Source organism: Bradyrhizobium sp. USDA 223 (assembly GCF_044909005.1).
Lineage (GTDB): Bacteria > Pseudomonadota > Alphaproteobacteria > Rhizobiales > Xanthobacteraceae > Bradyrhizobium > Bradyrhizobium yuanmingense.
The window spans coordinates 1,564,369-1,589,575 of sequence record NZ_JBIYDR010000001.1 but is presented as its reverse complement, the minus strand read 5'-3'; the positions used below and the strand labels follow the sequence as shown (position 1 = coordinate 1,589,575).

The 25,207-nt window shown below is 65.2% G+C and carries 21 protein-coding genes; 12 read left to right on the top strand and 9 right to left on the bottom strand.

From position 1 onward, the window contains the following. Positions 1-116 precede the first annotated feature (116 nt). The 3 genes from thrS (at position 117) to ABIA40_RS07035 (ending at position 4,146) form a co-directional block, all read left to right on the top strand. On the top strand, positions 117-2,159 hold the full coding sequence (thrS, locus tag ABIA40_RS07045; RefSeq protein ID WP_404540180.1) for a threonine--tRNA ligase: 2,043 nt from the start codon (positions 117-119) through the stop codon (positions 2,157-2,159). A gap of 92 nt (positions 2,160-2,251) precedes the next feature. Further along, entirely contained in the window at positions 2,252-2,815 is a 564-nt protein-coding gene (locus ABIA40_RS07040) for a nitroreductase (protein WP_271544669.1), read from the top strand. A 62-nt stretch (positions 2,816-2,877) separates the two neighbouring features. Then, positions 2,878-4,146, top strand: a complete 1,269-nt coding sequence (locus ABIA40_RS07035; RefSeq protein WP_404540177.1) for a serine hydrolase domain-containing protein — start codon at positions 2,878-2,880, stop codon at positions 4,144-4,146. Here the strand turns inward: ABIA40_RS07035 and ABIA40_RS07030 are convergent. The 3 genes from ABIA40_RS07030 to ABIA40_RS07020 all read right to left on the bottom strand — a co-directional run bounded on the left by ABIA40_RS07030 (position 4,132) and on the right by ABIA40_RS07020 (position 9,211). Further along, a complete protein-coding gene (locus ABIA40_RS07030) occupies positions 4,132-6,594 on the bottom strand; it encodes a putative bifunctional diguanylate cyclase/phosphodiesterase (RefSeq protein ID WP_404540174.1) in 2,463 nt (820 codons plus the stop codon). The genes ABIA40_RS07035 and ABIA40_RS07030 overlap by 15 nt on opposite strands. A 985-nt stretch (positions 6,595-7,579) precedes the next feature. Then, entirely contained in the window at positions 7,580-7,819 is a 240-nt protein-coding gene (locus ABIA40_RS07025; protein WP_244941448.1) for a hypothetical protein, read from the bottom strand. Between the two features lie 318 nt (positions 7,820-8,137). Next, the gene (locus ABIA40_RS07020; protein WP_271544676.1) at positions 8,138-9,211 is read right to left on the bottom strand and encodes a hypothetical protein; all 1,074 of its coding nucleotides are present in this window, start codon (positions 9,209-9,211) and stop codon (positions 8,138-8,140) included. Positions 9,212-9,458: 247 nt separating this feature from the next. Here ABIA40_RS07020 and ABIA40_RS07015 point away from each other — a divergent pair, with 247 nt between their 5' ends. Continuing rightward, positions 9,459-10,532 carry a patatin-like phospholipase family protein gene (locus tag ABIA40_RS07015; RefSeq protein WP_036015237.1) on the top strand — a complete coding sequence of 358 codons (1,074 nt, stop codon included), beginning with the start codon at positions 9,459-9,461 and terminating at the stop codon, positions 10,530-10,532. Here the strand turns inward: ABIA40_RS07015 and ABIA40_RS07010 are convergent, their stop codons facing one another. Both ABIA40_RS07010 and ABIA40_RS07005 read right to left on the bottom strand, forming a co-directional pair. Next, the gene (locus ABIA40_RS07010; protein WP_225124846.1) at positions 10,533-10,961 is read right to left on the bottom strand and encodes a CBS domain-containing protein; all 429 of its coding nucleotides are present in this window, start codon (positions 10,959-10,961) and stop codon (positions 10,533-10,535) included. A 188-nt stretch (positions 10,962-11,149) separates the two neighbouring features. Further along, a complete protein-coding gene (locus ABIA40_RS07005; protein ID WP_157280629.1) occupies positions 11,150-11,968 on the bottom strand; it encodes a rhomboid family intramembrane serine protease in 819 nt (272 codons plus the stop codon). 307 nt (positions 11,969-12,275) lie between these two features. Between ABIA40_RS07005 and ABIA40_RS07000 the strand changes: the two genes are divergently transcribed. The 4 genes from ABIA40_RS07000 (at position 12,276) to ABIA40_RS06985 (ending at position 15,583) form a co-directional block, all read left to right on the top strand. Further along, positions 12,276-12,578 carry a GIY-YIG nuclease family protein gene (locus ABIA40_RS07000; RefSeq protein WP_404540168.1) on the top strand — a complete coding sequence of 101 codons (303 nt, stop codon included), beginning with the start codon at positions 12,276-12,278 and terminating at the stop codon, positions 12,576-12,578. A 599-nt stretch (positions 12,579-13,177) separates the two neighbouring features. Next, positions 13,178-13,732 carry a PAS domain-containing protein gene (locus tag ABIA40_RS06995; protein WP_404540165.1) on the top strand — a complete coding sequence of 185 codons (555 nt, stop codon included), beginning with the start codon at positions 13,178-13,180 and terminating at the stop codon, positions 13,730-13,732. Between the two features lie 135 nt (positions 13,733-13,867). Next, the gene (locus tag ABIA40_RS06990; RefSeq protein WP_404546181.1) at positions 13,868-15,001 is read left to right on the top strand and encodes a DJ-1/PfpI family protein; all 1,134 of its coding nucleotides are present in this window, start codon (positions 13,868-13,870) and stop codon (positions 14,999-15,001) included. A 75-nt stretch (positions 15,002-15,076) separates the two neighbouring features. Further along, entirely contained in the window at positions 15,077-15,583 is a 507-nt protein-coding gene (locus tag ABIA40_RS06985) for a GNAT family N-acetyltransferase (protein WP_271544683.1), read from the top strand. Between the two features lie 386 nt (positions 15,584-15,969). On the opposite strand, the gene ABIA40_RS06980 is transcribed toward ABIA40_RS06985, so the two are convergent. Further along, positions 15,970-16,449 (bottom strand): phasin, encoded by a 480-nt coding sequence (locus tag ABIA40_RS06980; protein ID WP_225142701.1) that lies wholly within the window; start codon positions 16,447-16,449, stop codon positions 15,970-15,972. A 319-nt stretch (positions 16,450-16,768) separates the two neighbouring features. Next, positions 16,769-18,697 carry a DEAD/DEAH box helicase gene (locus ABIA40_RS06975; protein ID WP_404540162.1) on the bottom strand — a complete coding sequence of 643 codons (1,929 nt, stop codon included), beginning with the start codon at positions 18,695-18,697 and terminating at the stop codon, positions 16,769-16,771. Positions 18,698-18,969: 272 nt separating this feature from the next. Here ABIA40_RS06975 and ABIA40_RS06970 point away from each other — a divergent pair, with 272 nt between their 5' ends. Continuing rightward, positions 18,970-19,710, top strand: coding sequence for a metallophosphoesterase (locus ABIA40_RS06970; protein ID WP_271545097.1), 741 nt, complete (start codon positions 18,970-18,972; stop codon positions 19,708-19,710). A 6-nt stretch (positions 19,711-19,716) separates the two neighbouring features. Here the strand turns inward: ABIA40_RS06970 and ABIA40_RS06965 are convergent, their stop codons facing one another. Next, entirely contained in the window at positions 19,717-20,139 is a 423-nt protein-coding gene (locus ABIA40_RS06965) for a VOC family protein (protein WP_404540159.1), read from the bottom strand. A gap of 25 nt (positions 20,140-20,164) precedes the next feature. Beyond that, positions 20,165-21,316, bottom strand: coding sequence for a zinc-binding dehydrogenase (locus tag ABIA40_RS06960; protein WP_404540156.1), 1,152 nt, complete (start codon positions 21,314-21,316; stop codon positions 20,165-20,167). Between ABIA40_RS06960 and ABIA40_RS06955 the strand changes: the two genes are divergently transcribed. From ABIA40_RS06955 to ABIA40_RS06945, 3 genes are all read left to right on the top strand, one after another. Continuing rightward, positions 21,294-22,451 (top strand): acyl-CoA desaturase, encoded by a 1,158-nt coding sequence (locus ABIA40_RS06955; protein WP_404540154.1) that lies wholly within the window; start codon positions 21,294-21,296, stop codon positions 22,449-22,451. The two genes, ABIA40_RS06960 and ABIA40_RS06955, sit on opposite strands and share 23 nt — an antisense overlap. A gap of 267 nt (positions 22,452-22,718) precedes the next feature. After that, positions 22,719-23,960, top strand: coding sequence for an MFS transporter (locus tag ABIA40_RS06950; protein ID WP_404540151.1), 1,242 nt, complete (start codon positions 22,719-22,721; stop codon positions 23,958-23,960). 77 nt (positions 23,961-24,037) lie between these two features. After that, the gene (locus tag ABIA40_RS06945; protein ID WP_404540148.1) at positions 24,038-25,204 is read left to right on the top strand and encodes a CynX/NimT family MFS transporter; all 1,167 of its coding nucleotides are present in this window, start codon (positions 24,038-24,040) and stop codon (positions 25,202-25,204) included. Positions 25,205-25,207: the final 3 nt, after the last annotated feature.

Genomic DNA, 25,207 nt, shown 5'->3' with positions numbered 1-25,207 from the left:
GGTTTTGCGCGCCACTTTCTTGGAAATGCCGGATTGCGCAGGCCGAATCGCCTGATATATCGCTCGTTCCCGCTTACCTGCGCTCGTTCGCAGGAGTGAGCCCCAGGAGAAAAGCAATGTCCGACCAGCCCAAGTCCGAGTCCGGCTTCCAGTACAGCCTGTCCAATTTGAAGCCCGTGACCCCCGCGGCCAAGGTCACCCTCACCTTCCCCGACGGCGCCAAGCGTCAGTTCGACAAGGGCATCACCGGCCTCGATATTGCCAAGGGCATCTCGCCGTCGCTGGCCAAGCGCACGGTCGCCATGGCGCTCGACGGCACGCTTGCCGATCTCAACGATCCCATCGAGGCCGACGCTGGAATCGAGTTCGTGAATCGCGACGACCCGCGCGCGCTCGAATTGATCCGGCACGACTGCGCACACGTGCTGGCGGAAGCGGTGCAGACGCTGTGGCCGGGAACCCAGGTCACGATCGGCCCCGTGATCGAGAACGGCTTCTATTACGACTTCTTCCGCAACGAGCCGTTCACTCCGGAAGACTTTGCCGCGATCGAGAAGAAGATGCGCGAGATCATCGCGCGCGACAAGCCTTTCACCAAGGAAGTCTGGGACCGCGAGAAGACCAAGCAGGTGTTCCGCGACAAGGGCGAGGCCTTCAAGGTCGAGCTGGTCGACGCCATTCCCGGCACCGAGCCGATCAAGATCTACTACCAGGGCGACTGGTTCGACCTGTGCCGCGGCCCGCACATGACCTCGACCGGCAAGGTCGGCAATGCCTTCAAGCTGATGAAGGTGGCCGGCGCCTATTGGCGCGGCGACAGCAACAACCCGATGCTGACCCGCATCTATGGTACGGCCTTCGCCAAGCAGGAGGATCTCGACGCCTACCTCAAGCAGATCGAGGAAGCCGAGAAGCGCGACCATCGCAAGCTCGGGCGCGAGCTCGACCTCTTCCACTTCCAGGAGGAAGGTCCGGGCGTCGTGTTCTGGCATCCGAAGGGCTGGACCATCTTCCAGCAGCTGATCGCCTATATGCGCCGTCGCCTTACCGGCGATTACAGCGAAGTCAACGCGCCGCAGATCCTCGACAAGGTGCTGTGGGAGACCTCGGGCCATTGGGGCTGGTATCGCGAGAACATGTTCGCGGCGCAATCGGCCGGCGACGAGGCCGAGGACAAGCGCTGGTTTGCGCTCAAGCCGATGAACTGCCCTGGCCACGTCCAGATCTTCAAGCACGGCCTGAAGAGCTACCGCGACCTGCCCTTGCGCCTCGCTGAGTTCGGCGTGGTGCACCGCTACGAGCCCTCCGGCGCCATGCACGGCCTGATGCGCGTGCGCGGCTTCACCCAGGACGACGCGCACATCTTCTGCACCGAGGATCAGCTCGCCGAGGAGTGCCTGAAGATCAACGATCTCATCCTGTCGACCTATGCCGATTTCGGCTTCACCGGCGACCTCACGGTGAAGCTCTCGACCCGGCCGGAGAAACGCGTCGGCACCGATGCGATGTGGGATCACGCCGAGCGCGTGATGGCGACGGTGCTGCGCGAGATCCAGTCGCAGAACAATCACATCAAGACCGAGATCAACCCGGGCGAAGGCGCGTTCTACGGACCGAAGTTCGAATACGTTCTGCGCGATGCCATCGGTCGCGATTGGCAGTGCGGCACCACGCAGGTCGACTTCAACCTGCCGGAGCGGTTCGGCGCGTTCTACATCGACCATGACGGCGGCAAGAAACCGCCGGTGATGGTGCACCGCGCGATCTGCGGCTCGATGGAGCGCTATATCGGCATCCTGATCGAGCATTATGCCGGCAACTTCCCGCTCTGGCTCTCGCCGGTGCAGGCGGTTGTCACCACGATCACCTCGGAAGGCGACGAATACGCCCAGGTGGTGCTGGAGCAGGCGCGGCGCGCCGGGCTTCGGGCCGAGATCGACCTGCGCAACGAAAAGATCAACTACAAGGTCCGCGAGCACTCGCTGGCCAAGATCCCGGCCCTGCTCGTGGTCGGCAAGAAAGAGGCCGAGACGCATTCGGTCTCGGTCCGCCGGCTCGGCAGCGACGGCCAGAAGGTGATGACCACGGCCGAGGCGATCGCCGCCCTGGTCGACGAGGCGACCCCGCCGGATGTGAAGCGGGCCCGCGGCGCCGTCTGAGCCCTGAATCGATCTAAATTCGCTTCCGGTTGCGGGCGTGCATGCTTATCTCGGCATGGCACGCCCGCCGACCATTTGAAGAGGATATCGCAGTGCCCGACGCCATCGAACTCCTGAAGACCCGCCGCTCGGTCAAGCCGCGCGAGATGACGGGGCCCGGCCCGTCGGCGGCCGAGCTCGAGACCATCCTCACCATCGGAGCGCGCGTGCCCGATCACGGCAAGCTCGCGCCGTGGCGCTTCATCATCTTCGAGGGCGACGCCCGTGCACGGGCCGGCGAGGTGATCGCGCGGGTCTTCGCCAGGAAGAATCCGGGGGCGCCGGCGGCCGACGTCGAGACCGAGCGCAAGCGCCTGATGGACGCGCCGCTGGTGATCGGCATCGTCAGCTTCACCAAGCCGCACCCGAAGGTGCCGGCGTTCGAGCAGGAATTGTCGGCGGGCGCCAGCGCCATGAACATCGTCACCGCCGCCGCCGCGCTCGGCTACGGCGCCTGCTGGCTGACCGGCTGGTTCTCGTTCGACCGCGACGTGCTCGACGGCCTCGGCCTCAAGCCGGATGAGAAGCTCGCCGGCTTCATTCATGTCGGCACGCCGACCAAGCCGAGCGAGGACCGTCCGCGCCCGTCCCTTTCGGACATCGTGACGCGATTTTAATCGATGTTGTGTTGACGCATCGAGCGTCTTGCGGCTTGATCCCGCCGGGGAGGAAGCTGCGGATGAGACGCCGTGAATTTCTGGTCGGGGCAGCCATGCTGGCCGGCACGATGGCGCGAAGCCCGGCCGCGGACATCCCCGCCCCCTCGCCCGACGGGCTCGACCGCATCACGGCGTTCTTCGACAACGAGGTGGCAAGCGGCCGGCTGCCGGGCGCCGTTATTTTGGTGCAGCAGCACGGCAAGCCGGTTTATCTGAAATGCTTCGGCGTGCGCGATACCAGGACCGGCCTTGCCATGACGCCGGATACGATCTTCGCCATCCACTCCATGACCAAGCCGATCACGTGCCTTGGCGCGATGATGCTGATCGACGAGGGCAAGCTTGCGCTGACCGACCCCGTGTCGAAATACATCCCGCTGTTTGCCGAGACCAAGGTCGGCCTCGAGGTGACCCGGCCCGACGGCAAGCTGGAGCTCGACTTCGTCCCACCTGAGCGCCCCGTCAACATCGAGGATCTGCTGCGGCATACTTCGGGCATCAGTTACGATTACATCGGCAGCGAATGGGTCGAGCACGCATACAAGGCCGCCAATATTTTCGAGGGTCCCTTCAACAACAGGGAGTTCGCCGATCGCATCGCCAAGCTGCCGCTGGCGCGGCAGCCCGGAACGCTGTGGCGCTACGGCCATTCCACCGACGTGCTCGGCAGCGTCATCGAGATCATCTCGGGCCAGACGCTGTACGACTTCCTGAAAGCACGCATCTTCGATCCGCTCGGCATGAACAGCACCAAATTTACGCTCGCGACCGAGGACGAGCTGGCGCGGATGGCGCGGCCGCTGCCGAGCGACTCAATCCTGCTCGCCGGCGAGCGCGACCGCCTGGACCATCCAGAATGGCAATCGGGCGGCGGCGGCCTGCTCTCGACCATCACCGACTATCAGCGCTTCTCGCAGATGCTGCTCAACGGCGGCGAGTTCGAGGGCAGGCGCTATCTCAGCCCCGCCGCGTTCAAGGCCATGACGACCGATCAGATCGGGCCGGGCTCCGGCGTCGGACGCGACTATTTCTATTTTCCAGGCGACGGCTTCGGTTATGGCTACGGCCTTGCGGTGCGCACCGATCCCGGCAATGCAAAACCGCCCCCGCCGGGCTCGCTCGGCGAATTGAAATGGGACTCGGGGAGCGGCACCTATTTCGGCGTCGATCCCAAGCTCGACATGGTCTACGTCATGATGCAGCAGACCCAGAACGAGCGCGGCCGCATTACCCCCGCGTTCAAGGCGCTGGTTTACGATTGCTATCCGCCCGCATTACGCCGCCCGTGAGGTGCGCTGGCCGAAATCGGCGAGGAGCTTTCCGAGCTCGACCGCCGGCCGCGCGGCGCTGAACAGAAATCCCTGCACCTCGTTGCAGCCTTCGGCGCGCAGCCAGTCGAGCTGATCCTCGGTCTCCACGCCCTCCGCGGTCGTGGTGATATTGAGGCTGCGCCCCAAACCCGAGATCGCGCGCACGATCGCACCGCAGTCGGGCCGCTCGGCCAGATCCTTGACGAAGGAGCGGTCGATCTTGATCTTGTCGAACGGAAAGCTGCGGAGATAGCTCAGGCTGGAATAGCCGGTGCCGAAATCGTCCATGGAAATACCGACGCCGAGCTCGCGCAGCTGGTGCAAGGTGGCGACATTGGCGTCGGTCTCGGCCAGGAAAATCGACTCGGTGATCTCGAGCTCGAGCCGCTTCGGCGACAGGCCGGACTGCGCCAGGGCCGAGATCACGACCTGGACCAGGTTGCGGCTGCGGAATTGTGCCGGCGACAGGTTGACGGCGACCTTGACGTCGACGGGCCATTTCACCGCCTCGGTGCAGGCTTCGCGCAGCACCCATTCGCCGAGCTGGGTGATCAGGCCGATGTCTTCGGCGACGGGGATGAACTCCGCGGGCGAGATCATGCCCTTGTCCGGATGACGCCAGCGCAGCAGCGACTCGAAGCCGGAGATGCGGTCGGAGGCGATCGACACCAGCGGCTGATAGTGCAGCTCGAACTCGCCGTTGGCGAATGCCCGGCGCAGATCCAGCTCCATGTCGCGGCGCCTCTGCGCCTGGAGGTCCATCTCACGCTCGAAGAAGTGGTGCACGCCGCCGCCGTCGGCCTTGGCCCGGTACAGCGCCATGTCGGCATTGCGCATCAACTCTTCCGGCGTGGTGCCATCGCCCGGCGACAGCGCGATGCCGACGCTGGCGCCGATCACCATCTCCTGTCCGTCGACGTCGTAAGGTGCCTTGAGCATGTCGATCAGCAGGGAGGCACAGGCGCTGGCCTCGTTCGGCGAGACGTCGGCAGCCAAGATGACGGCGAACTCATCGCCGCCGAGCCGCGCGGCGAGATTGGTGCCGCGGACCGCAATCGTCAGGCGCTCGGCGACCTGCTTCAACAGGCGATCGCCCACCGGATGACCGAAGGAATCGTTGATGTTCTTGAACAGGTCGAGATCGATGTAGAGCACGCCGACCCGTTTTCCCGCGGCCTGGTCCAGCGCCTGCTTCAGGCGCTCCTGGAAGTGTTCGCGGTTCGGCAGGTCGGTGAGCCCGTCATGATGCGCCATATAGGCGATGCGCGCTTCGGCCTTGCGCCGTTCGGTAATGTCGACCACCGCCACCAGATAGCCGTCGCGCTCGTCGAAGGCGACGCGACGGCCGAAGGTGAGCACCTCGATCTCGCTGCCGTCGGCGCGCAAGTGTCGCCAATTGCGCGAGGAGTGGTAGGCGTCGCCGAGGCGCTCCAGCGCCGCGGCGTGGCTGTCCCACTCGTCCTCCGGCCAGATCTCGTGCAGCTTCATGCGCAGGAAGGTCGCGCGGCTGTAGCCGTAGTGCTGGACCGCGGCGTCGTTGACGCTGAGGAACTCCTTGGTCTCTGCGTCGAACACCCACATCGGCATTGGATTGTTGTCGAACAGGAGGCGGAACGAAGCATCGCGCCGCTTCAGGACGGTGACATCGGAGATGGTCAGCGAGACCACGTCGGCAAAGGCCGTGGCGCTGAGCCTGAGGTAGCGCCCCTCGCTCTCGAGCTCGAGCTGCTCGCAGCGGCTGCCCGATACGGCCTTGAGCAGGAATTCCATCACCTCGGGCAAGGCCAGCAGCGTGCCGCCTTCGCCGATCCGCCGCCACAACAGGCTTGCGCCTGCAACCTTCAGCAGCTCGCCCGCGCTCTTGTTGTGGTGCACGACCTGAAGGTCGAACGGCTTGCCGGCGGCATCGCGCAGCGTCGCCAGCGAGACCACCGCGTCTTCGGTCGCTGAAAAGATGGCGTCGAGCAGATTGTACTGCGCGCCGCGCTCGTTGACATAGGCGCCGATCAACGTCGCGCCCCAGCGCGAGGACGTCGGCAGCGCCAGCACGTCGTAGGTTCTGACCATTCCGTCGCGCACGCAATGCGCGCTCGCCAGGTGCGGCCGTCCGGCCGCCAGCGCGCTCGCCGCCGCTTCCGACAGGGCCGTGGCGCAATCGGGCGACAGCTCGGCCAGGGGAATGTCCCAGCGCTCCTCGCCGAGCCATTTCTGCACGTAGCGTCCGCTGCGCGACAGCTCGAGCACGCCATCGTTCTTCAAGAGCGCGATGTGGTCTGCAAGCCGCCCGAGACTGCCGAGCATGACGTCCTCGTAGCGCGGCAGCCGCTCGCCCGGCTTCAACGCCGCACGCCATTTGCGCTGAAGCACCGGGATGTCGTCGAACATTTCGGCGGCCGGTTTTCCCGGGATCTTCTTCGCGGCAGTCATTGCAGTCCCCAACGCACTTTCCCGCCGCATGCAATGCAGGCGCGCTTAACGACATGTAAAAAGCGCGCAGGCGCGGGTTCCATTCAGCGATTATGACAGTTTTAAGTCAGGTGTTGGTTAGTGGGCGTTAGAGACTGTGACGGTTGCGCGAAGCTGCTCTCGTGTCCCGGACGCGACGCGTAAGCGGTGCGGCGCAGAGCCGGGGCCCGAGAGCGGAGCTTTGGCGCGCACCTGCCTCAACATCGTCATTGCGAGCGCAGCGAAGCAATCCAGGAATCCCTCCGCGGAAAGATTCTAGATTGCTTCGCTGCGCTCGCAATGACGGAGCAAGTGGCGCCGGCGCCGTTCTGCGACGGGCATCTCATTTGAGGACACACCTGCGCATCCTCGCGGCTCATTTCGCCCGAGCTTTTGCCTGTCGTCTCACCCTCATAATTGAAAGAGGGCGCAGGGAAGACCGGGTGCCGGCCGGGCACCCACGGTCCACTGTGCGAAAGGTGGCAACGAAGAATTTGCACAGCGGCATACAGGTGAAGCCAAACATCCGGCCTTCCCTGCGCAGTGGCTTTACGGCTTATGTCGTGCTCTCCCCGGGGAGCGATGCACTATTGCCCCCGTCGCCTTGCGGATGGCTGACGCGTGAGCCCGGTTGGGCCGCTCCCATCACCGCAAGACTTGGCGCACAGACCCCGGGCGCCAGGACCACACGATTTTGCCGTACGCCGATGACACCGGTCGTATGCGCGAGGTCTTTGCTCACGGCTCTCCGCCCTGCAAACCCTTTCGCGCCAACGCCATCAGCGTCCACCGCCCCCCGACCCGCGTTCGTGACGATCGCGATACGCCCCTCTTCCTTGGGCCGGGTTGCGCGACACATACGCGATTTCCGAATTTCGGTAAAGCGGAATATTTTGGGCCGAGTGCGTTGACCTAGCGCTCGCGTGTTTTGCCCGTCGGGCAACGCAAGGGATGGTGGCCTACCCCGCTAATCCTCGCTGGAGGCCGCCGAGCGGTTGCGCAAATAGGCCTGGGACAGCAGGAAGAACAACGCGCGTTCGCCCTGATATTTGGCGGACGGGCGCGTGCGCTCGAAGCCGTCGGCAAATATCTTGCCGGACTGGTCGCACACCTGCCACCGCCAGCCGAACCGCTTGCGCCTGGTGAGGATCACTTCGAACATGCCGACAAGCCTGGTCCCCTGCTCCATGCCGGTCCTGCAAGGCATGAGCCTGCTCCGGCTTCCCCCGTTGGACGGACGCCAGACATATAGCGCAGCAGGATGGAAAGAGAATAAAATTGATGATCGGAAATACGTACCGTCCACGGTCGTAAGCAAGACGCGCTGCTGCCGGAATAAGCCGATGCCGCCGGTGTTTCCTGGCCCCCTCCACGCAATGATGACGCTACCAGTGTTCACAACAGAACACAGAGAGGGGCCCGAGGTTACCTGGCAGAAACGCGCTGAAGGTGACGGTAACAGAAGATGCACAGCCGTGCGCGCGATGAGAATCGTCGTGCCGGAGCCTCTCGCCGACGGCTGGCCTTAGCGCGCGATGACCTCGACTTCGCCGTCGACGCCGTTGACGACGTTGAATCCGCGCTCGTAGACCTTGCCCTCGTTCTTGGCGATGGCGCGGTACTCGCCTTCGGACAGCACGACGCGCGGGAATGCGCCGATCGATTCCTTGATGACGTCGCCGCCCGGGGTCAGCACCGACCAGGCGGTGTTGGCGAGCGCCTCGCCGCCCCTGTCGCTGACCAGCTTGAGCGTGATGACGGCGGCGCGGTGGGTGATGGTGACGTCGGTGAGCTTGCCGGCCTGGACGCGGATGTCCGAGCGCACCACCGAATTGGCATCGCCGTAATTGGAGACGATGTAATAGGTGCCCTCCGGGATCAGCACGACGTCGCCGGCGGCGACGTTCGGCACCAGGGACGCGCGCTCGCCCGATTCGAACTGGCTGCCCTTGTAGATCGCGAACGAGATCTGGTTCTGCGGAATGCGGCTGGTACCGACGCGGCCCTCGATGCGCAGGCCGCCGGCCGGCAGCACGAAGGATTCGCGATTGGTCTCCGACTTCAGGCTGACGGTGCGCACCGCGCTGACGAGGCCGAAGGCGACGTGGACGACATAATTGCCGGGCGGCAGCACGATGTTCGGCGTCCCGCTGCGGTCCTCGCGGATCAGCTTGAAGGTGCCGTTCTCGTCGGGCCGGTCGGCAAATACGCGCCAGACCAGGCCGCTGGTGATCGGGGCCGAGTCTTTGCCGTACTTCGCCGTCAGCGACAGCACGCCCTGTCCGGGCACGGCCGCATTCAGCGGGGCGGCGGGCGGCACGGTCGAGACCGCGGGCGGTGGCATGCTGGGGGTCGCCGGCTGCATCAGGGTCGGCGGCAGGCTTGAGGGTCCCGCGCCCAGCCCGGAGGGCGGCGCCAGGCTGACAGCGTTGCCTGGGTCGGGCACCGAGGCCGGCGGGACCGGCGGCGGACGATCCGAGAAAAGCTGCGCCTGGGCGGCATTTCGGCCGGAAGTAAAGAGGCATACGGCAAGGATCAGCGCCGGCAGCAGCCTGCCGCTGCGCCGCCATCCGCTGATGCCGTCACCCCCGCGTGTCATGCTCCCTGCTTTTCACCGAAAACGCGGCAAATTCAAGCCTCTGAAACCCCAGGAAATACGGCCCTAGACCTTCGGTGGAACCGGCTTGACGGCTGCGTGATTAGCCCCTTGGCAACTGGCCCTCGCCATATTCCTGCCCCGTGCCCTTTCCAAAGCGGCATAAACCATGCTTCGCGCCTGATATGGCGGAGCGCAAGTGCGATGCCTAGTCTGACGATGCGGGCTGGCCCGGCGTAGGAGAGTTTCGGTGCTGGACAGATTGAAAGGCCGGGGCGCGAACGGCTCGAACGGCGAGAAAGTGGGCGAAAAAGTCGGCGAAAAAGTTGGCCTGGGCAGCATCCGCCGGCCGGTGATCGGCCTTGCCCTCGGCGGCGGCGCGGCGCGCGGCTTTGCCCATATCGGAATCCTGAGGACCCTGATTGCCAATGGAATCGTGCCCGATGTCGTGGTCGGCACATCCATCGGCGCCGTGGTCGGCGGCCTCCACGCGGCCGGCCGGCTCGATACGTTCGAGGAATGGGGGCGCAGCCTGCAAGGGATGCGCAACATTCTCGGCTATCTCGATATCCGTCTCAACGGCTCCGGCCTGCTCGGTGGCGAGAAGCTCGCGACCCGGCTCGAGGAGGCGATCGGGCAGATCCTGATCGAGGACCTGCCCATCAAGTTCGCGAGCGTCGCGACCGAGGTTCGCACCGGCCACGAGATCTGGCTGACGCGCGGCCGCGTGGTCGATGCCATGCGCGCCTCCTACGCCCTGCCCGGCATCTTCGCGCCGGTGCTGATCGGCGACCGCTGGCTGGTCGACGGCGCGCTGGTGAACCCGGTGCCGGTCTCGGCCGCCCGCGCGCTCGGCGCCGAAATCGTCATCGCCGCAAATCTTTCCAGCGACATCTTCACCCATTCCACCACGATTTATTCGCACGGCGCGGTGCCCGCCCCGGTCGTACCGGTGGCCGAGGAGCCGACGGCGAAGCGGCGCTTCCCGCGCCTGTTCTCGCCCGAGAAGACGATGAAGCGCGAGTTCTTCGGCGGTAACGGCCGACCCGGCATCTCCTCGGTGATGGTGGACGCCTTCAACATCATGCAGGACCGCATCACCCGCGCCCGTCTCGCCGGCGATCCGCCCGACATGCTGATTACGCCGCGGGTCGGCCAGTTCGGCTGGTTCGACTTCCACCGCTCCGAAGACCTGATCGCGCATGGCACGCGCGCTGCGGAGCGTGCACTGGAGTCCATCCAGGAGGCGATCCACGTGCTGGCGCCGGCGCCCGCGGGCATCGCGCCGAAAGCGGACGAGCCGAAAGCGGGAGACTTGGCCTGATCAGGCAGTCTTGATGTAGTCGCGCAGGGCTTCCTGCTCGCTCTCGTATTCCTGGACGCGACGCTTGACGATGTCGCCGATCGAGATCAGGCCGACCACCTTGCCGTTGTCAATCACGGGCAGATGACGGAACTTGCCGGTCGTCATCATCTCCATGAGCTCGGCGACGGTGTCGGTCTCCTTGCAGGTCACGACCTTGCGGGTCATCACCTCGGAGACTGGCGCCTCCAGCACGCCGGCGCCGCGCTCGCCGAGCACGCGCACAATGTCGCGCTCCGACAGGATGCCCTCGAGCCGGCTCTGGCTCATCACCAGCACCGCGCCGATCTTCTTCTCAGCCAGCAGCTTGATCGCGTCCGCCAGCTTGGCGTCGGGCTCGACGCTCATGATCTGGTGGCCCTTGGTGTTCAGAATGGAACGTACCGTCATCGTCGCCTCCCTGAATCCGAGCCGTTCGCCTTCGGCGGTTCGGACTTGTTCGCGAGTCTTCAACTAACAGTTACAGCGCCGGTTTCACGCTCGTGCGCTTTGCGAAGCATCGTCGCTAAGGACGTGTCGCTTCGGAACATTCTTCGCGGGAATGATGGATGAATTCGGGCCGCGTCGCAAGCGCCGCTTCAGATTCGGTCTGAAACGTCCCGTGATGACGCATCCGCAGCATCGCTTCGCACGCGCGGCACGGGATCGAACAGCGCGAACAACAACAGGCCGGCGAAGAAGCCGCCGATATGCGCCTGCCAGGCCACGCTCGTGGTTTCCGCATCGATGCCGATCGCGCCCACGCCGAAGATGATGTTGACGCCGAACCACACGGCGAGGAAGCCGACCACCCGCCCGTCGCGCAGCGCGCGCGACAGCGGCAGCGCCGGAACTTTCGCGGCGGTATCGGCATCCGATCGGCTGAACGACAGGAAGCTGCCGCGGACGAAGGCAAAGCGCATTGCGGCGGCCATCGCGCCCGACACCGAGGCCGAGGCGCCGATCATCGGCGCCACCGCATGCTCATGGGTGATGAGATGGGCGAGCGCGCCGGCTGCCGCCGTCACGGCCAGGAAGACGAAGAACCTGACGGTGCCGAAACGCCGCGCCAACGCGCTGCCGAACGGCAGGAGCCACAGCACGTTGAAGCCAAGATGGGTGAGATTGGCGTGCAGCAGCGAATAGGTGACGAAGGTCCAGACCTTCGCCCCCGCCCCGCCCGGGATCTGCAGATTGAGCAGCGAGGAATCGTAGCGCTTCGGGATGAAGCCGAAGACGTCGATGGTCCAGTTGTCGAGCTCGGGCGGTAGCAGCACGCGCAGATGGATCGCCGCCAGCAGCAGGATATAGGCGGTCAGCGCCGGAGGCAGCGTCAGGATCGGCTCGCGCGGAGCCTCCACGACGGCCGGCGGGCCCGGCTGAGGACCTTGCGGCGATGAATCTTGCGGGGAATCCAAGGCAGCTTCGCTTTCGGGCGACATCGGGGCGACAGGCTTGGAGATAGGCGCCTTTGCCGTCCCTGCGCAAGTGCACAAAAGGAAATCATGCGGGCTGTATCGTTCGCTGGCAGGCAGACTGGGTCCCGGCTCTGCGCAGCAGCGCTAAGGCGCTGCAGCGCGTCCGGGACACCAGGCCCCCCGATGCGAACCGGTTTCGTGTCCCGGACAAGGCGCGGCACGCAGTGACGCGCCGCAGAGCCGGGACCCAGTTGGCAGCAAGCTCAAGCCATGCAATTTTAGGTAGTTCAACTCCCGAGCTTCCCCAATGCAACCCGCCTTCTTTGTTTACATCCTTGCGAGCAAGCGAAACGGCACGCTGTATGTTGGCGTCACCAACGATCTCGCCTGCCGGATGGTCGCCCATAAGGCAAAGCTCGTGCCTGGGTTCACGAAACAGTACGGGGTCACCCTGCTCGTCTATTTCGAAAGCTACGGATCGATCCTCGAAGCACGGGCACGCGAGCACTCGCTGAAGCGATGGCGGCGCGCCTGGAAGCTGAAGCTGATCGAGGACATCAATCCGGACTGGCGGGATCTGACGGATGAACTGAGCTCTTTGGCTGAGTAACTGGGTCCCGGCTCTGCGCAGCAGCGCTAAGGCGCTGCAGCGCGTCCGGGACACCAGGCCCCCCGATGCGAACCGGTTTCGTGTCCCGGACAAGGCGCGGCACGAAGTGACGCGCCGCAGAGCCGGGACCCAGATTTCTCTGTCGAGTGCAACATGGGCCGGCTCTGCAGCGCATCACTGAAGGAGTGCTGCGCTGCGTCCGGGGCTCACGAACTAGCCGACAAAAGGAAAAGGCAGGGCCCTGGGAAAGCCCTGCCTGTCCGTGTCGGTCTTCCGATGGCCGGAGAGATAAGGCGTATCCCCACCCCTCCCCGCGGCCCGTGACCAAACTGTTTGACGCCCTGTACAGGCCCCGCCGAGAACCTGGAGAAAGCGGCGAGGCTTGCGACCGCGGTCACCATAGCAGGCGCGCGGCCGGCACGAAGCGCATAGTTAATTTAACGTTAACGACGCAAAGGCCGGCCCAAGAAGCCTGAAAACGCGCCGGCGGCATGGACGCTGCAAATCCCCTCCTGCACAACAACAGAAGGGATCGCGGGTGCACTGAAGCGGGACAAGTCTGTCCCTTCGAGGTTGCACCCCGGGGCGAGCGTTCAGTCATGAAACATCAGTCGAGCCGCGCGTTCTTCGCGTATTGGGACAAGCAGCGCGGCACTGCACGGGCTCCTGACCGGGGCGACATCGACCCGGCCGCGGTCCGCGGCCTGCTCGGCGACATCTTCGTGCTGTCCTGCGAGCCGAACCTCGGCTTCCCGTTCCGCGTCGCCGGCACGCGCGTCTGCGCGCTCGCGGGAACCGACCTCAAGGACCGCAGCTTTGCGGCGCTGTTCACAGAGGCCAGCCGCAGCGAGATCGAGGAGATCACGACGATCGTCGCCGACGAGACGCTGGGCGCGATCGCCGGCGTCACCGCCGCGCGCGAGGACGGCAGCAAGGCGCATCTCGAGCTCCTGCTGCTGCCCTTCAACGCCCGCCCGCATACGCCGGTCAGCGTCACCGGCGTGCTCGCGCCGTTCGACGACGAATGTGGCACGTTGTCCGCCTTCACCCTCACTTCCTGGCGCTACCTGCACCAGCCGGAGAAACTCCTGCCGCGCGCCATCCGCAAATTGCAGATCGCGCGCGGGCTGATGGTGTATGAGGGGCTGCGATAGAGCCCCTGCAGACGTGCGGCGATCCTGCGATGGATCGTCGCGCAGCGTGACCGTTTTTGCCGGATTTGCGTCATTCCTGACGTCGATGCGACCGGATAGCTTCCGCGCCGCGTGAGACGAGCGGGTGACATCATGATGAGCTGGCGCAATCTAGCGTGGACTGCCCTCGGCGGCATGACATTGCTGGTAGGGATCGGCGCGACCTGGCTGCTCCTGCTGCCAGCCGCGCCAGCCTCGGGAACCGCGCCTGCGATTTCCAGAGACGAAACCGAATCGACCCTGGCGGCGCTGAAACCGCCGAAACGCAAGCGCCCCTTAATCGCCATCGTCGGCATCAACGACATGAGCGAGACCACCGATTACCTGATGCCCTACGGCATTCTCGCCCGCGCCGACGTCGCCGACGTCCTCACCTTGTCGACGCAGAAAGGGCCCGTCACGCTCTATCCCGCCCTCAAGGTGCAGCCGCATGCGACCATCGCCGAGTTCGATGCCGCGTACCCCGATGGCGCCGACTATGTCATCGTGCCGGCGATGAGCCGCGACGACGACGCAACGGTCTTGCACTGGATCAGGAGCCAAGCCGGCAAGGGCGCGATCGTGATCGGCGTCTGCGTCGGTGCCACGGTTGTTGCCAACACCGGGCTGCTCGACGGCAAGCGGGCCACGACGCACTGGTATTCCGTGGGCGACCTGAAGAAGCATGCGACGATCCGCTACGCGGCGGACCGCAGGCTGGTCGTCGACCAGGGCGTCGCGACGACCACCGGCATCACCGCATCCATGCCGATGGCCCTCACCTTGATCGAGGCGATCGCCGGCCGCGCCAAGGCCGAGGCGGTCGCCGGCGACATCGGCCTTGCGCGATGGGATGCTCGCCACCGCAGCGACGCGTTCAGCTTCACACGCCCCTTCGCGCTGACGGCGATCGCAAACACGCTCGCATTCTGGAAGCGCGAGCAACTCGGCATCGCGTTGACGCCTGATGTCGACGAGGTCTCGCTCGCCCTGATCGCCGATGCGTGGTCGCGCACCTACCGCTCGCGCGCCCTCACCTTCGCCGCCACGGCAGAGGCGCGGACCAGCCGCAGCGGTCTTCGCATCCTGCCGGACCGCATTGCCGGGAGTTGGCCGGCGGAGCAGGCCATGCCGGATTCCGGCGCCTCGCCGCCGGCGCGGGCGCTGGACGAAACGCTGCGCGCGATCGAGACGCGCTACGGAGCACGCACGGCCGACTTCGTGGCGATGCAGCTGGAATATCCGCGATAACGACCGCCAGGATCTTTCCCGCTGCGCGCATCGCCGCGGCGGAATAGACTGGGACACCACGAACGACGGATCGACATGAGCAAGCCGCATTGGCGTCTCGCGCGCGCCTCCGACCTTCCTGCGATCAGCACGATTGCGGCACGCATCCATCCGGCGTTGCCCGAACGCGAAGAGGTGCTGGCGGAGAAGATCAGGCTTTGCCCGGAGGGCTGCGGCGTACTCGATACGGACCAAGGCATCGTCGGCTACGGACTGGCGCATCCCTGGATGCGGTACCGGATTCCGCCGCTCGACGGCTTTCTGCAGGAATTGCCTGATGGCGCGGACTGTCTCTACATCCACGATGTCGCCGTACTGCCGGATTTCCGCGGCGGCGTTATGCGCGCTTATGTCGCCGATATCGAGAAGCTGGCGCGTGCATCACGCATCGCAACGCTCGCGCTGGTCTCGGTCCACGGCACGCCGCCGCTATGGGAACGCATGGGCTTTCGGGCTGTGACGGCCGACGCCGAGTTGCACGCAAAGCTCGCATCCTATGGCGACGACGCGACCTACATGCTGCGCGAACTTGCCGCGACGTAATGCCCGTCCCCGGGCAAAATTGATCGGATTGCTTCGCAGGACGCCGTCAGGCTGCTTCACGCCGCCCCCGCGCGGAACGACTGCCTGCCCCCGGACTTCCCGTTTCGTAGACCCAGGCCTCCTTGGCAAACCACTCGTGCGTTGCCGCACACATCTCGCAATACGTGCGAGAGAAGAACACTGCACTGCACCGAAATCGTTCGCGGTCCATCTCGATGCCGGTCGAAATGGCTCGGCCCGTTTCCGGGCACTTGATCATCACCATACCCATCTGATTTCCTCCAGCTCGGCATCCCTTCACGGAAAGGCGTCGCCGTTATCAGCCGGACGGCGTCTCTTCTGGCGAAGACGCTCGTCCGCCGATTCACGCGGCCGATAGCCTCGATTCAAGCTGCCCTGTGCAGAACCCGGTTGAAGCTCTTCTTGATCGGCTCGGCCGTCTCGGTCGCAACCTTCTGGGCAAGGTCCCAAAGCTCCCGGTTATGCCCGGAAGCCATTTCAAAGGTCCTGCGGGTGTGGGTGGTGGAGAGGTTCACGACATCCGCAAACGACCTCGCATCGGCGAGCTGGGACAGGAATTCCAGGGTGGAGCTGGTATTGATTTTCGATATTTCGATGACCTTGGTGCCGTAGTCGGCGGCACGCGTGGCATTGGTCGCACAGGCTTCGCGGAAAGCGTCGGTGATCTCCTCGGAAGCCGCCTTCATCTGCTCGAGATTTGCCTTGGCCCGCGCGGCGCCCTGCTCGGCAAGATCGCCGAAGATCTCCTGGATATTGAAAAACGGCACGTCGAACTTGAGCCTTGCACCACCATTCCCACCCGCGGGAGTGGCATTCGTCTCGGCTTTCACATTGGCATCATGCATCGTCATTCCATCCTTTCACGCGAAACCAGATGTTGGATTGAAGACTCTCAGAAGCTCCCGGGTGCGGGCCGCACCGGGAAACCAGTGCCCCTACTCTCAAAATGGAGGGATGCTGCTGATGAGCTGCTCTCGCCCCCTGCCGATGCCAACTATGACAAACCAGGATCGGACCTTCAGTTCGCTTTCAGACTCTCGACTTGATTAAATTCGATTCAAGCGACGACTCGCCGCAGGCGCCGCTCTTGCCGCTTTGTTGCGCCATAGCGCACCGCGCGAGCCTTCGGCGGCGTTAGTCTGGCCGGGGCCGGAAAGCGGCAGATCAGCCCCGACGCTTCTTCTTCGCATTTTTTCCGGGCGCGCCCTTCGCAGGCCACGGCGTGACCGAAGGCTCTGCATGGCCGGGCCTGTTCTTGTTCTTGTGCTTCTTCTTTCCGAAGGAAGGCGCATCGCCGAATTTCGGCGCGCGCTCGCCCTGAGGCTTGCTGCGCGGCTTGAATCCGGCTGCCTCGCGCGGGCGATCCTCGCGCCGTTCATGATGAGCGCCGGCCTCGCGCTGCGGCGCGCGGGAGCGCTCCTGAGGAGCTTCTTGCCGGTGCGGCGCATCCGTCATCGGCTCGATCCGGATGCTGTCTTCCTTGTCGGGACGCTTGATCTTCGCCGCAAAGGATTCGGCGACCCGATTCGAGATCTCGAACTCGGTGGTGGTGTCCATGATCTTGATGGCGCCGATGTCGCGCTTGTCGATGCCGCCGCGGCGACAGATCATCGGCAGCAGCCAGCGTGCTTCCGCGTTCTTGCGCCGCCCGATGGCGGCGCGGAACCAGACGCTGCCCTCCGCCATGGCGTGCTTCGACGATTTCCCAGCCTTCGATCGCGGCTTGGCGCGGTCATCGCCCTCTCCGGATCTATCACGCCCGCGCTCCGGCTTGCCGCTCCGTTCGCCGGGGTCGATGATGTCCTCGGGCGACGGCAGCCGCGCGCGATATAGCCGCGCCAGCGCGGCGGCGATGTCCTCGGCCGAGCGCTCCGCCAAGAGCGCTTGCGCCAGAGCCAGATCGTCGGGAGTGGTCTCCTCCGTGAACAGCACGTCCTTCATGCGTGCGTGATCGAGCTTGCGGATGTCATCCGCCTGCGGCGCCGTTCCCCACACCGCGTCGATCCCAGAGAGATCGAGCAACAGCTCGGCGCGCCGTCGCCGCGCGGGCGGCACCAACAGGACGCTCGTCCCCTTCCGGCCCGCGCGCCCGGTGCGGCCCGAGCGATGCTGCATGACTTCGGCGTCGTTGGGCAAATCGGCATGGATGACGAGGTCGAGGCTCGGCAGGTCGATGCCGCGGGCGGCAACGTCGGTCGCAACGCAGACGCGGGCGCGGCCGTCGCGCAGCGACTGCAGCGCCAGGGTGCGTTCGTTCTGAGTCAATTCACCCGACAGCGCGACCACCGAAAAGCCGCGCTCCAGGAGCGCGGCTTGCAAATGCCTGACGGCATCGCGCGTGCTGCAGAACACCAGCGCGCTCGGCGCTTCGTAGAAGCGCAGCACGTTGACGACGGCATGCTCGACGTCGGCGGGCGCGATGCGGATCGCGCGGTATTCGATATCGGCGTGGCCGCCCTCGTCGCCGGCGACCTCGATCCGGAAGGCGTCGCGCTGATATTGCCGCGCCAGCGCGACGATGCCGCGCGGAAACGTCGCCGAGAACAGCAAGGTGCGGCGCGTCTGCGGTGTGGTCTCGAGGATGAATTCCATGTCCTCGCGAAAACCGAGATTGAGCATCTCGTCGGCCTCGTCGAGCACGACCGCGGCGAGTTCGGAGATGTCGAGGCGGCCGCGCCGCAGATGATCGCACAGACGCCCGGGCGTACCGACAACGATATGTGCACCAGCGGCCAGCTCGCGCTGCTCGCGCCGCGGATCCATGCCGCCAACGCAAGAGACGACACGCCCACCGGCATGCCCATAGAGCCAGGCCAGTTCGCGCTGGACCTGGAGCGCGAGCTCGCGGGTCGGCGCCACGATCAAGGCGAGCGGCGCGGCGGCTGGTGCGAACTGCTCGGCGTCATCGAGGATGTTGTTCGCGATGGCCAAGCCGTAAGCGACGGTCTTGCCGGAACCGGTCTGGGCCGAGACCAGGAGGTCGCGGCCGGTGGCTTCATGGGCGAGCACCGCGAGCTGGACGGGCGTCAGTGAATCATAGTTCCGCTCGGCCAAAGCGCGGGCGAGCGGCGGGGTCAGGGCCGGAGGAGACACGAGATGGGAAACCTTGTTTGATTCAGGCGCGCGAACGGTTGAACCGGCGCCCCGAGCTGCGTGCGCGGCAAACGGCCCGACCGCACGCTGATTTGATCTGGGCGCTCTTTACGCCAAGCGCCGGGAAATCACCATAGCCGTGATGCATGGCTTGACGGCGAGCCGCGCCCGAAGCTTGCGGCGGATTTTTGCGGTCAGCTCGATTAACCTTGATGCAGCGGGATCGGCCTATAGCCGAGCCACGCTCACGTCTGACGATATGGGGAATAAAGATGCGATTGGCGGTCATTTCCGACATCCACGGCAATCTTGCCGCCCTGGAGGCGGTGCTGGCGGATATCAAGACGCGGGGCGTCGATCGGATAGTCAACCTCGGCGACTGCGTCACCAGCCCGTTGTGGCCGAGGGAAACGTTCGAATTCCTTCAATCGCTGTCGTTGCCGACCGTGCGCGGAAATCATGATCGCTGGATCGAGGAGTTTCCGGACGACAAGCTCTCGCCGGCAGGCCTGTTTGCGCGAAACGCACTGACTGCGGAGCAGCGTCGTGCACTTCACAACCTGCCCTCCCAGCTGCGGCTGGACGACGGCATCCTGGCTTGCCATGGCACGCCCGAGAACGATACGGCGTGCCTGCTGGAGGAGGCACTCGACGACGGCCGCTTTGTGCCGGCACGCCGCGACGTGCTGGAAGCACGCCTTGCGAGCGAGCCGGCGGCGCGCGTGGTGCTGTGTGGCCATAGCCACCGCCCGGCCGTCGTTCACGGGCCGCGCGAATGTCTGGTCCTCAATCCCGGCAGCGTCGGATGCCCGGTCTTCGCCGACATTCCCTTTGCCGCGAAACTGGAACACCGCTCGCCTCACGCCCGCTACGCGATCCTCACCAAGGGCAAAAAGGGCTGGCAGGTCGAGCTGCTGGCCCTCGAATACGACTGGGAGGCCGCCTCGGCGCGCGCGCTCGCCAACAACCGTCCGGACTGGGCGCACGCCATGTTGTCGGGATACGTCAAATAGAATTTCTCAGATCTCGGCGTACACCTCCAGCAGATTGCCGTCGGGATCGCGGAAGAACAGCGTGCGATGGCCGAACGGCTGGTTCGTCGGCGGCGACAGCAGCGCCACGCCTTGCCGCACGAGTTCATCGGCACACGCGTCGACCTCGGCGACGGAGACCTTGAAGGCCAGTTGCAGCGAGGCGCTGCCCGGCGGCGTCGGTGCATCACCGGCGGTGCGGCTCGGCCTTGCCAGCGCCAGCGTGTTGCTGCCGAGGCTGTACTCGATCCAGTTCGGCGACAGCTCGCGCGAGAGGGGGAAGGCGAGGACGTCTTCATAGAAGCGGCGCATCGCCGCCATGTCGCGCACGAAGACGACGGTGTAGTCGATCGCGCGGATGGCGTGGAAGGGGGAGCTCCGGTTTGGGTCGGCCGTCTCTTCGTTTGTCATTTCGTCGCTCATCTCGGCTACGTCCTTATTCCACCAGCTCCGGCCACGGCACGATGGTCGACTTCACCGTCTTCATCGCCATCGCGTCCTTCACCGCCTGCGCGACGCCCCCTTCCGTGAACGGGTAGATCGTCTGCATTTTCAGCCACGGGTATTTGTCACGCGTGCGGTAGAGCATGTCGACGCCGAGCGGGAGATCATTGCCGGTGAAGCCCCAGGATCCCAGCACGTTGAGGTCCTTGGTGCAGATGCGGTGCCAGGAGGTGTCGATCGAGCCGGCGTCGGTGAACTGGCCCATCTCGACATAGGTGCCGCCGTCGCGCAGCATCTCGATGCCCTCGGGGCCGGCGGTCGGATGCCCCGAGCAGTCCATCACGAGATCAGCGCCGAAGCCGCCGACGATCTTTCGCACGCGATCGATGCGATCCTGCGGTGACTTCAGCTCGTCGATGTTCACAGTCGCCTCCGCGCCGAACTCGCGCGCCAGCTTGAGCCGCGGCTCCTCCGGCGCGCCGACGCAGATCACGCGCCCCGCGCCCATCTCCCTGGCGGCCGCGACTGCCAAGATACCGATCGGACCGGAGCCCTGGATCACCACGGTGTCGCCCCAGCTGAATCCGCCGGCGCGCGTCGCGCGATTGAAGGCACGGATGCAGGAGGTCAGGGGTTCCGACAGCGCACCCAGACGCAACGACATGTCGTCCGGCAGCTTGTAGATCTTGGTGCCCGGCAGCATGTCGAGATCGACATAGACATATTCGGCCCAGCCGCCCCACAGATGCGGCGCCTTGTCGAAGCCGAGATAGCGGCCGTAATAGACCGGCGTCAGGCACTTGTTCGCGGTTTGCGGATAATGGATGCAGTAATAGCAGCGGCCGCAGGGCATTAGCGGCGGGATCATTACTTTCGAACCGACGCTGAGCGGCTTGCTCATGAAATCTTCGGTGAACTCGTCGCCGCATTCGACGATGACGCCGCCGAGTTCGTGTCCCAGCGTGAACGGCCAGGGCAGCGGCTTCGGCCAATGACCTTTCAAAATATGCAGATCGGTGCCGCAGACCCCGCAGGCGCCGACCTTGATCAGTGCGGCCTTGCGGCCGACCTTCGGCCACGGCACCGTGCGGATGACGGGCTCCGAGCCGGGCCCTGCGTGGGTGCAGACGCGGATCAGTTGCATGGCTGTTTCCTCGCTGCCCGCTTGTTGTGTTTTGATCGTGCGGGCCTGCGATCAACCTATGACAGCCCTGCGACATTGGAAATACCAACGCGGCGCGTTGACACGCCGCAGTTGTGTGAGCAGGCTGCGTGTGCCAAAGCGATGCCTGCTTCGGACCTGCGCGGCTCCTCGCGCCGCTGTCAGCCGGGATCAATCGATGGATTTGCGACCGGGTTCGGAACGAATTTTTGTCGCCTCTGACACCGATCCGTTGGACGGATATGTGCAATGGGCGCCGCAGAAGTCGCTGTGGCTGGCGGGCATGACGGCGGCCGGCATCGCGCTCGGACCAATCTGTTGCTCCTGGTCGGCATTGGCGCTGTTCCTCGCGACCAGCGCCGTCACGCTCTGCGCGGGGCACTCCGTCGGCATGCATCGCAAGCTGATCCATGCGAGTTTCGATTGTCCGCTCTGGCTCGAACATCTCTTCGTCTATCTCGGCACGCTCGTCGGCATGGCCGGGCCGTTCGGCATGATCCGCCTGCACGATTTCCGCGACTGGGCGCAGCGGCAGGGCGCGTGCCATGAGTATTCCCGCCACGGCGCCGGCTTCTGGCGCGATGCCTGGTGGCAATTGCATTGCCGGCTGGTGCTGCGCCATCCGCCGGATTTTCGGCTCGAACCGCGGCTTGCCGGTGACCGGTTCTATGCCTTCATCGAACGCACATGGATGTTGCAGCAATTGCCATGGGCCCTCCTCTTCTTTGCAATCGGCGGGCTGGACTGGCTGGTCTGGGGCATTTGCGTGCGCGTCAGCGTCTGCGTCACCGGCCACTGGCTGGTCGGCCACTTCTCCCACACAAGCGGCGATCAGATCTGGACCGTCGATGGCGTCGCGGCCCAAGGCTACAATGTCCGCCTCGCCGCGCTGATCAGCATGGGCGAGAACTGGCACAACAACCATCACGCCTATCCGGGCTCGGCGAAGCTTGGACTTTTGCCGGGACAGGTCGATCCCGGCTGGTGGCTGATCCGATCACTCGAAGCGATCTGGTTGGTCTGGAATGTCAGGACGCCGCACAACCTGCCGGAACGGCCCGGCTTGCGGCGATTGACCGAGGCGAAGCTGCGCGATGGGGTCGCCGATGCTGCGTGATGATCGCGATGACGGGGCCGATGCGGTACGGGCGCCGTCATTGCGAGGAGCTCTTGCGACGAAGCAATCCAGACCCCTCCGCAGGTGCAGCCTGGATTGCGTCGCTGCCCCGGCTCGACGAGAGCGGGCCGGAGCTCGCAAGGCTTGCACCTGAGATCACGGGGCCTCGTGGCAAGCATGCATGGCTGCTGTTCCACCACACCCAATTGTCTTGAGCGCCGGCCGCCGAGCGTGTAACTCGCCACGAGTCTCACCTCAGGTCATCCCGTGAATCCCCTTCCCCAAAATCCCGTGGCCGCGTCCGGATCGTTCGCGGCGATGAGGTCCGTGCCCTACCGTCTCCAGTTCGTCTCTTACGTGCTGGCGATGATGGCGGACAATATCGAGCATGTGATCAGCTATTGGGTGGTGTTCCAGAAATTTCATTCGCCGACGCTGGGCGGGTTTGCCGTGCTGTCGCACTGGCTGCCGTTCCTGCTGTTCTCCGTCGCGGTCGGCGGCCTCGCCGACCGGTTCGATCCGCGCCGCATCATCCAGTGCGGCATGCTGCTGTTCATCGTCGCCTCCGCCGGTTGGGGCTACTTCTTCCTTACCGATAAGATCCAGATGTGGCACGCGATGCTGCTTCTGGTGATCCATGGCTGCGCCGGCGTGCTCTGGCAGACCCCGAACCAGCTCTTGCTCTATGACCTGGTCGGCCCGGCCGATCTGCCGAGCGCGGTGCGGCTGAACGCGATGGCGCGCTATCTCGGCATCCTGGTCGGACCTGCGGTCGGCGGCATCATCATGCTGACGCTCGGTCCCTCGCACGGCATCATCTTCAACACGCTGTTTTATCTGCCGATGCTGCTCTGGCTGTTCTGGGCCCCGATCAGGGACAAGAGCGTGGCGGCGCATCGCTTCGCGGTGCGAGGCCTTGCCGACATCGTGCTCACCATCCGCGCGATCGGCACCCAGCCGGTGCTGTTGGCGATGACGTGGCTCGCCGGCCTCACCTCCTTCATGATCGGCAACGCCTATCACGCCCAGATGCCGGGCTATGCCGGCGATCTCGGCCATGGCGATCCCGGCGTCTCCTATAGCGTGCTGCTCGCCGCGGACGCGGCCGGCGCATTGCTGGCCGGCATCGCGCTGGAATCCTGGGGACGGCTGAAGGGCACCCCGCGCACCGCGATCACGCTGGCGATGCTGTGGAGCGTGGCGCTGCTCGGCTTCGCGCTCGTGCCGGTCTATCCGGTCGCGATCGCGCTATTGTTCTTCGCGGGCTTCTTCGAGCTCTCGTTCAACACCATGGCGCAGGCGCTGGTGCAGCTCAACGCGCCGCACGACATCCGCGGCCGCGTCGTCGGCCTCTACAACATGGCCGGGCTCGGCATGCGGGCCTTCAGCGGCATCACGATCGGGGTAGCCGGTGCGGCGATCGGCATCCACTGGTCGCTCGGGCTCTCGGCCGCGGTGCTGCTGGCGCTGCTGTGCCTGCTGTATCAGCGCGCGGCGAAGCGGGCGTGAGGGCGCAGCGCTACGACACTGCCGATTGACTCCGGCGTCTCCCCACCGCACGCTCGAGACTTGTGGGAGATGAGGCATTGCGCAATCGCTGGGGCATTCTTGCGATCCTGTTCGTCGTGCGCCTCACCATCGCGTTCCAGTTTCAGAGTGTTGCGGCGGTCGCGCCGCTGCTGCAACAGACCTTTGGCGTCGGCCTTGCCGATATCGGCATCCTGATCGGGCTGTATTTCACGCCGGGAGTCGTGCTGGCGCTGCCCGGCGGCGCAATCGGCCGCGCGCTCGGCGACAAGCCGACGACCATCGCCGCGCTGCTGCTGATGACGGCAGGCAGCCTCGTCATGGCCACCGCCGACGTCTGGGGCTGGCAGATGGCGGGCCGGCTCGCCTCCGGCGCCGGCGGAGTGCTGCTGACGGTGCAGCTCACCAAGATGGCCGCGGACTGGTTCGCAGGCAAGGAGATCGCCACCGCGATGGCGATCTTCGTCAATTCCTGGCCGGCCGGCGTTGCGATTTCGCTGCTGGTCCTTCCAGCAATCGGCACCGCCCATGGCGCAGGCGCCGTCTTCCTGTCCGTGGGCGCATTGACCGCGATCGGCATTCTGCTGGTCGCGTTCTACCAGCCGCCATCCGGAGCTGCCGTCAGCGCCGCCGGCTCGAGCCGGCTCGATCCGCTCGCCCTGCTCGCGGTGGTCGTCGCCGGCGTGATCTGGGGCCTCTATAATGTCGGCTTCGCCATGATCTTCTCGTTCGGCCCGACGTTCTTGGCCGAGCGCGGTTGGAGCATCGCCGCGGCAGGCTCGGCGATCAGCATCGTGATGTGGTTGTCGGTCATTTCTGTTCCGGCAGGCGGCTTTCTCGCCGATCGCTTCAAGCGACCTTTTATGCTGGCGATCGCGGCCAGCCTACTTGTGGCCGTGCTGCTGGCCTGGCTGCCGCGATCGGACTGGGTGATCACAATTCTGGTCCTGATCGGCCTCATCGGGGGCCATCCCGCCGGCCCAATCATGAGCCTCGCCGCCCGCGTGCTTGTCCCGGAGACCAGGGCGATCGGAATGGGCGTGTTCTACACGCTATTCTATGCCGCAATGATGCTCGGTCCCGCCCTGGCCGGGCGGCTCGCCAAATCGGCCGGGAGCGCGGCGGTCGCGCTCGACCTCGGCGCACTGACGGTGCTTGCGTGCCCGCCCCTGGTGTGGCTTTTCGAGCGCATCGTGTCTGTCCGCAACCGGCGCGCCCGATCCTAACGC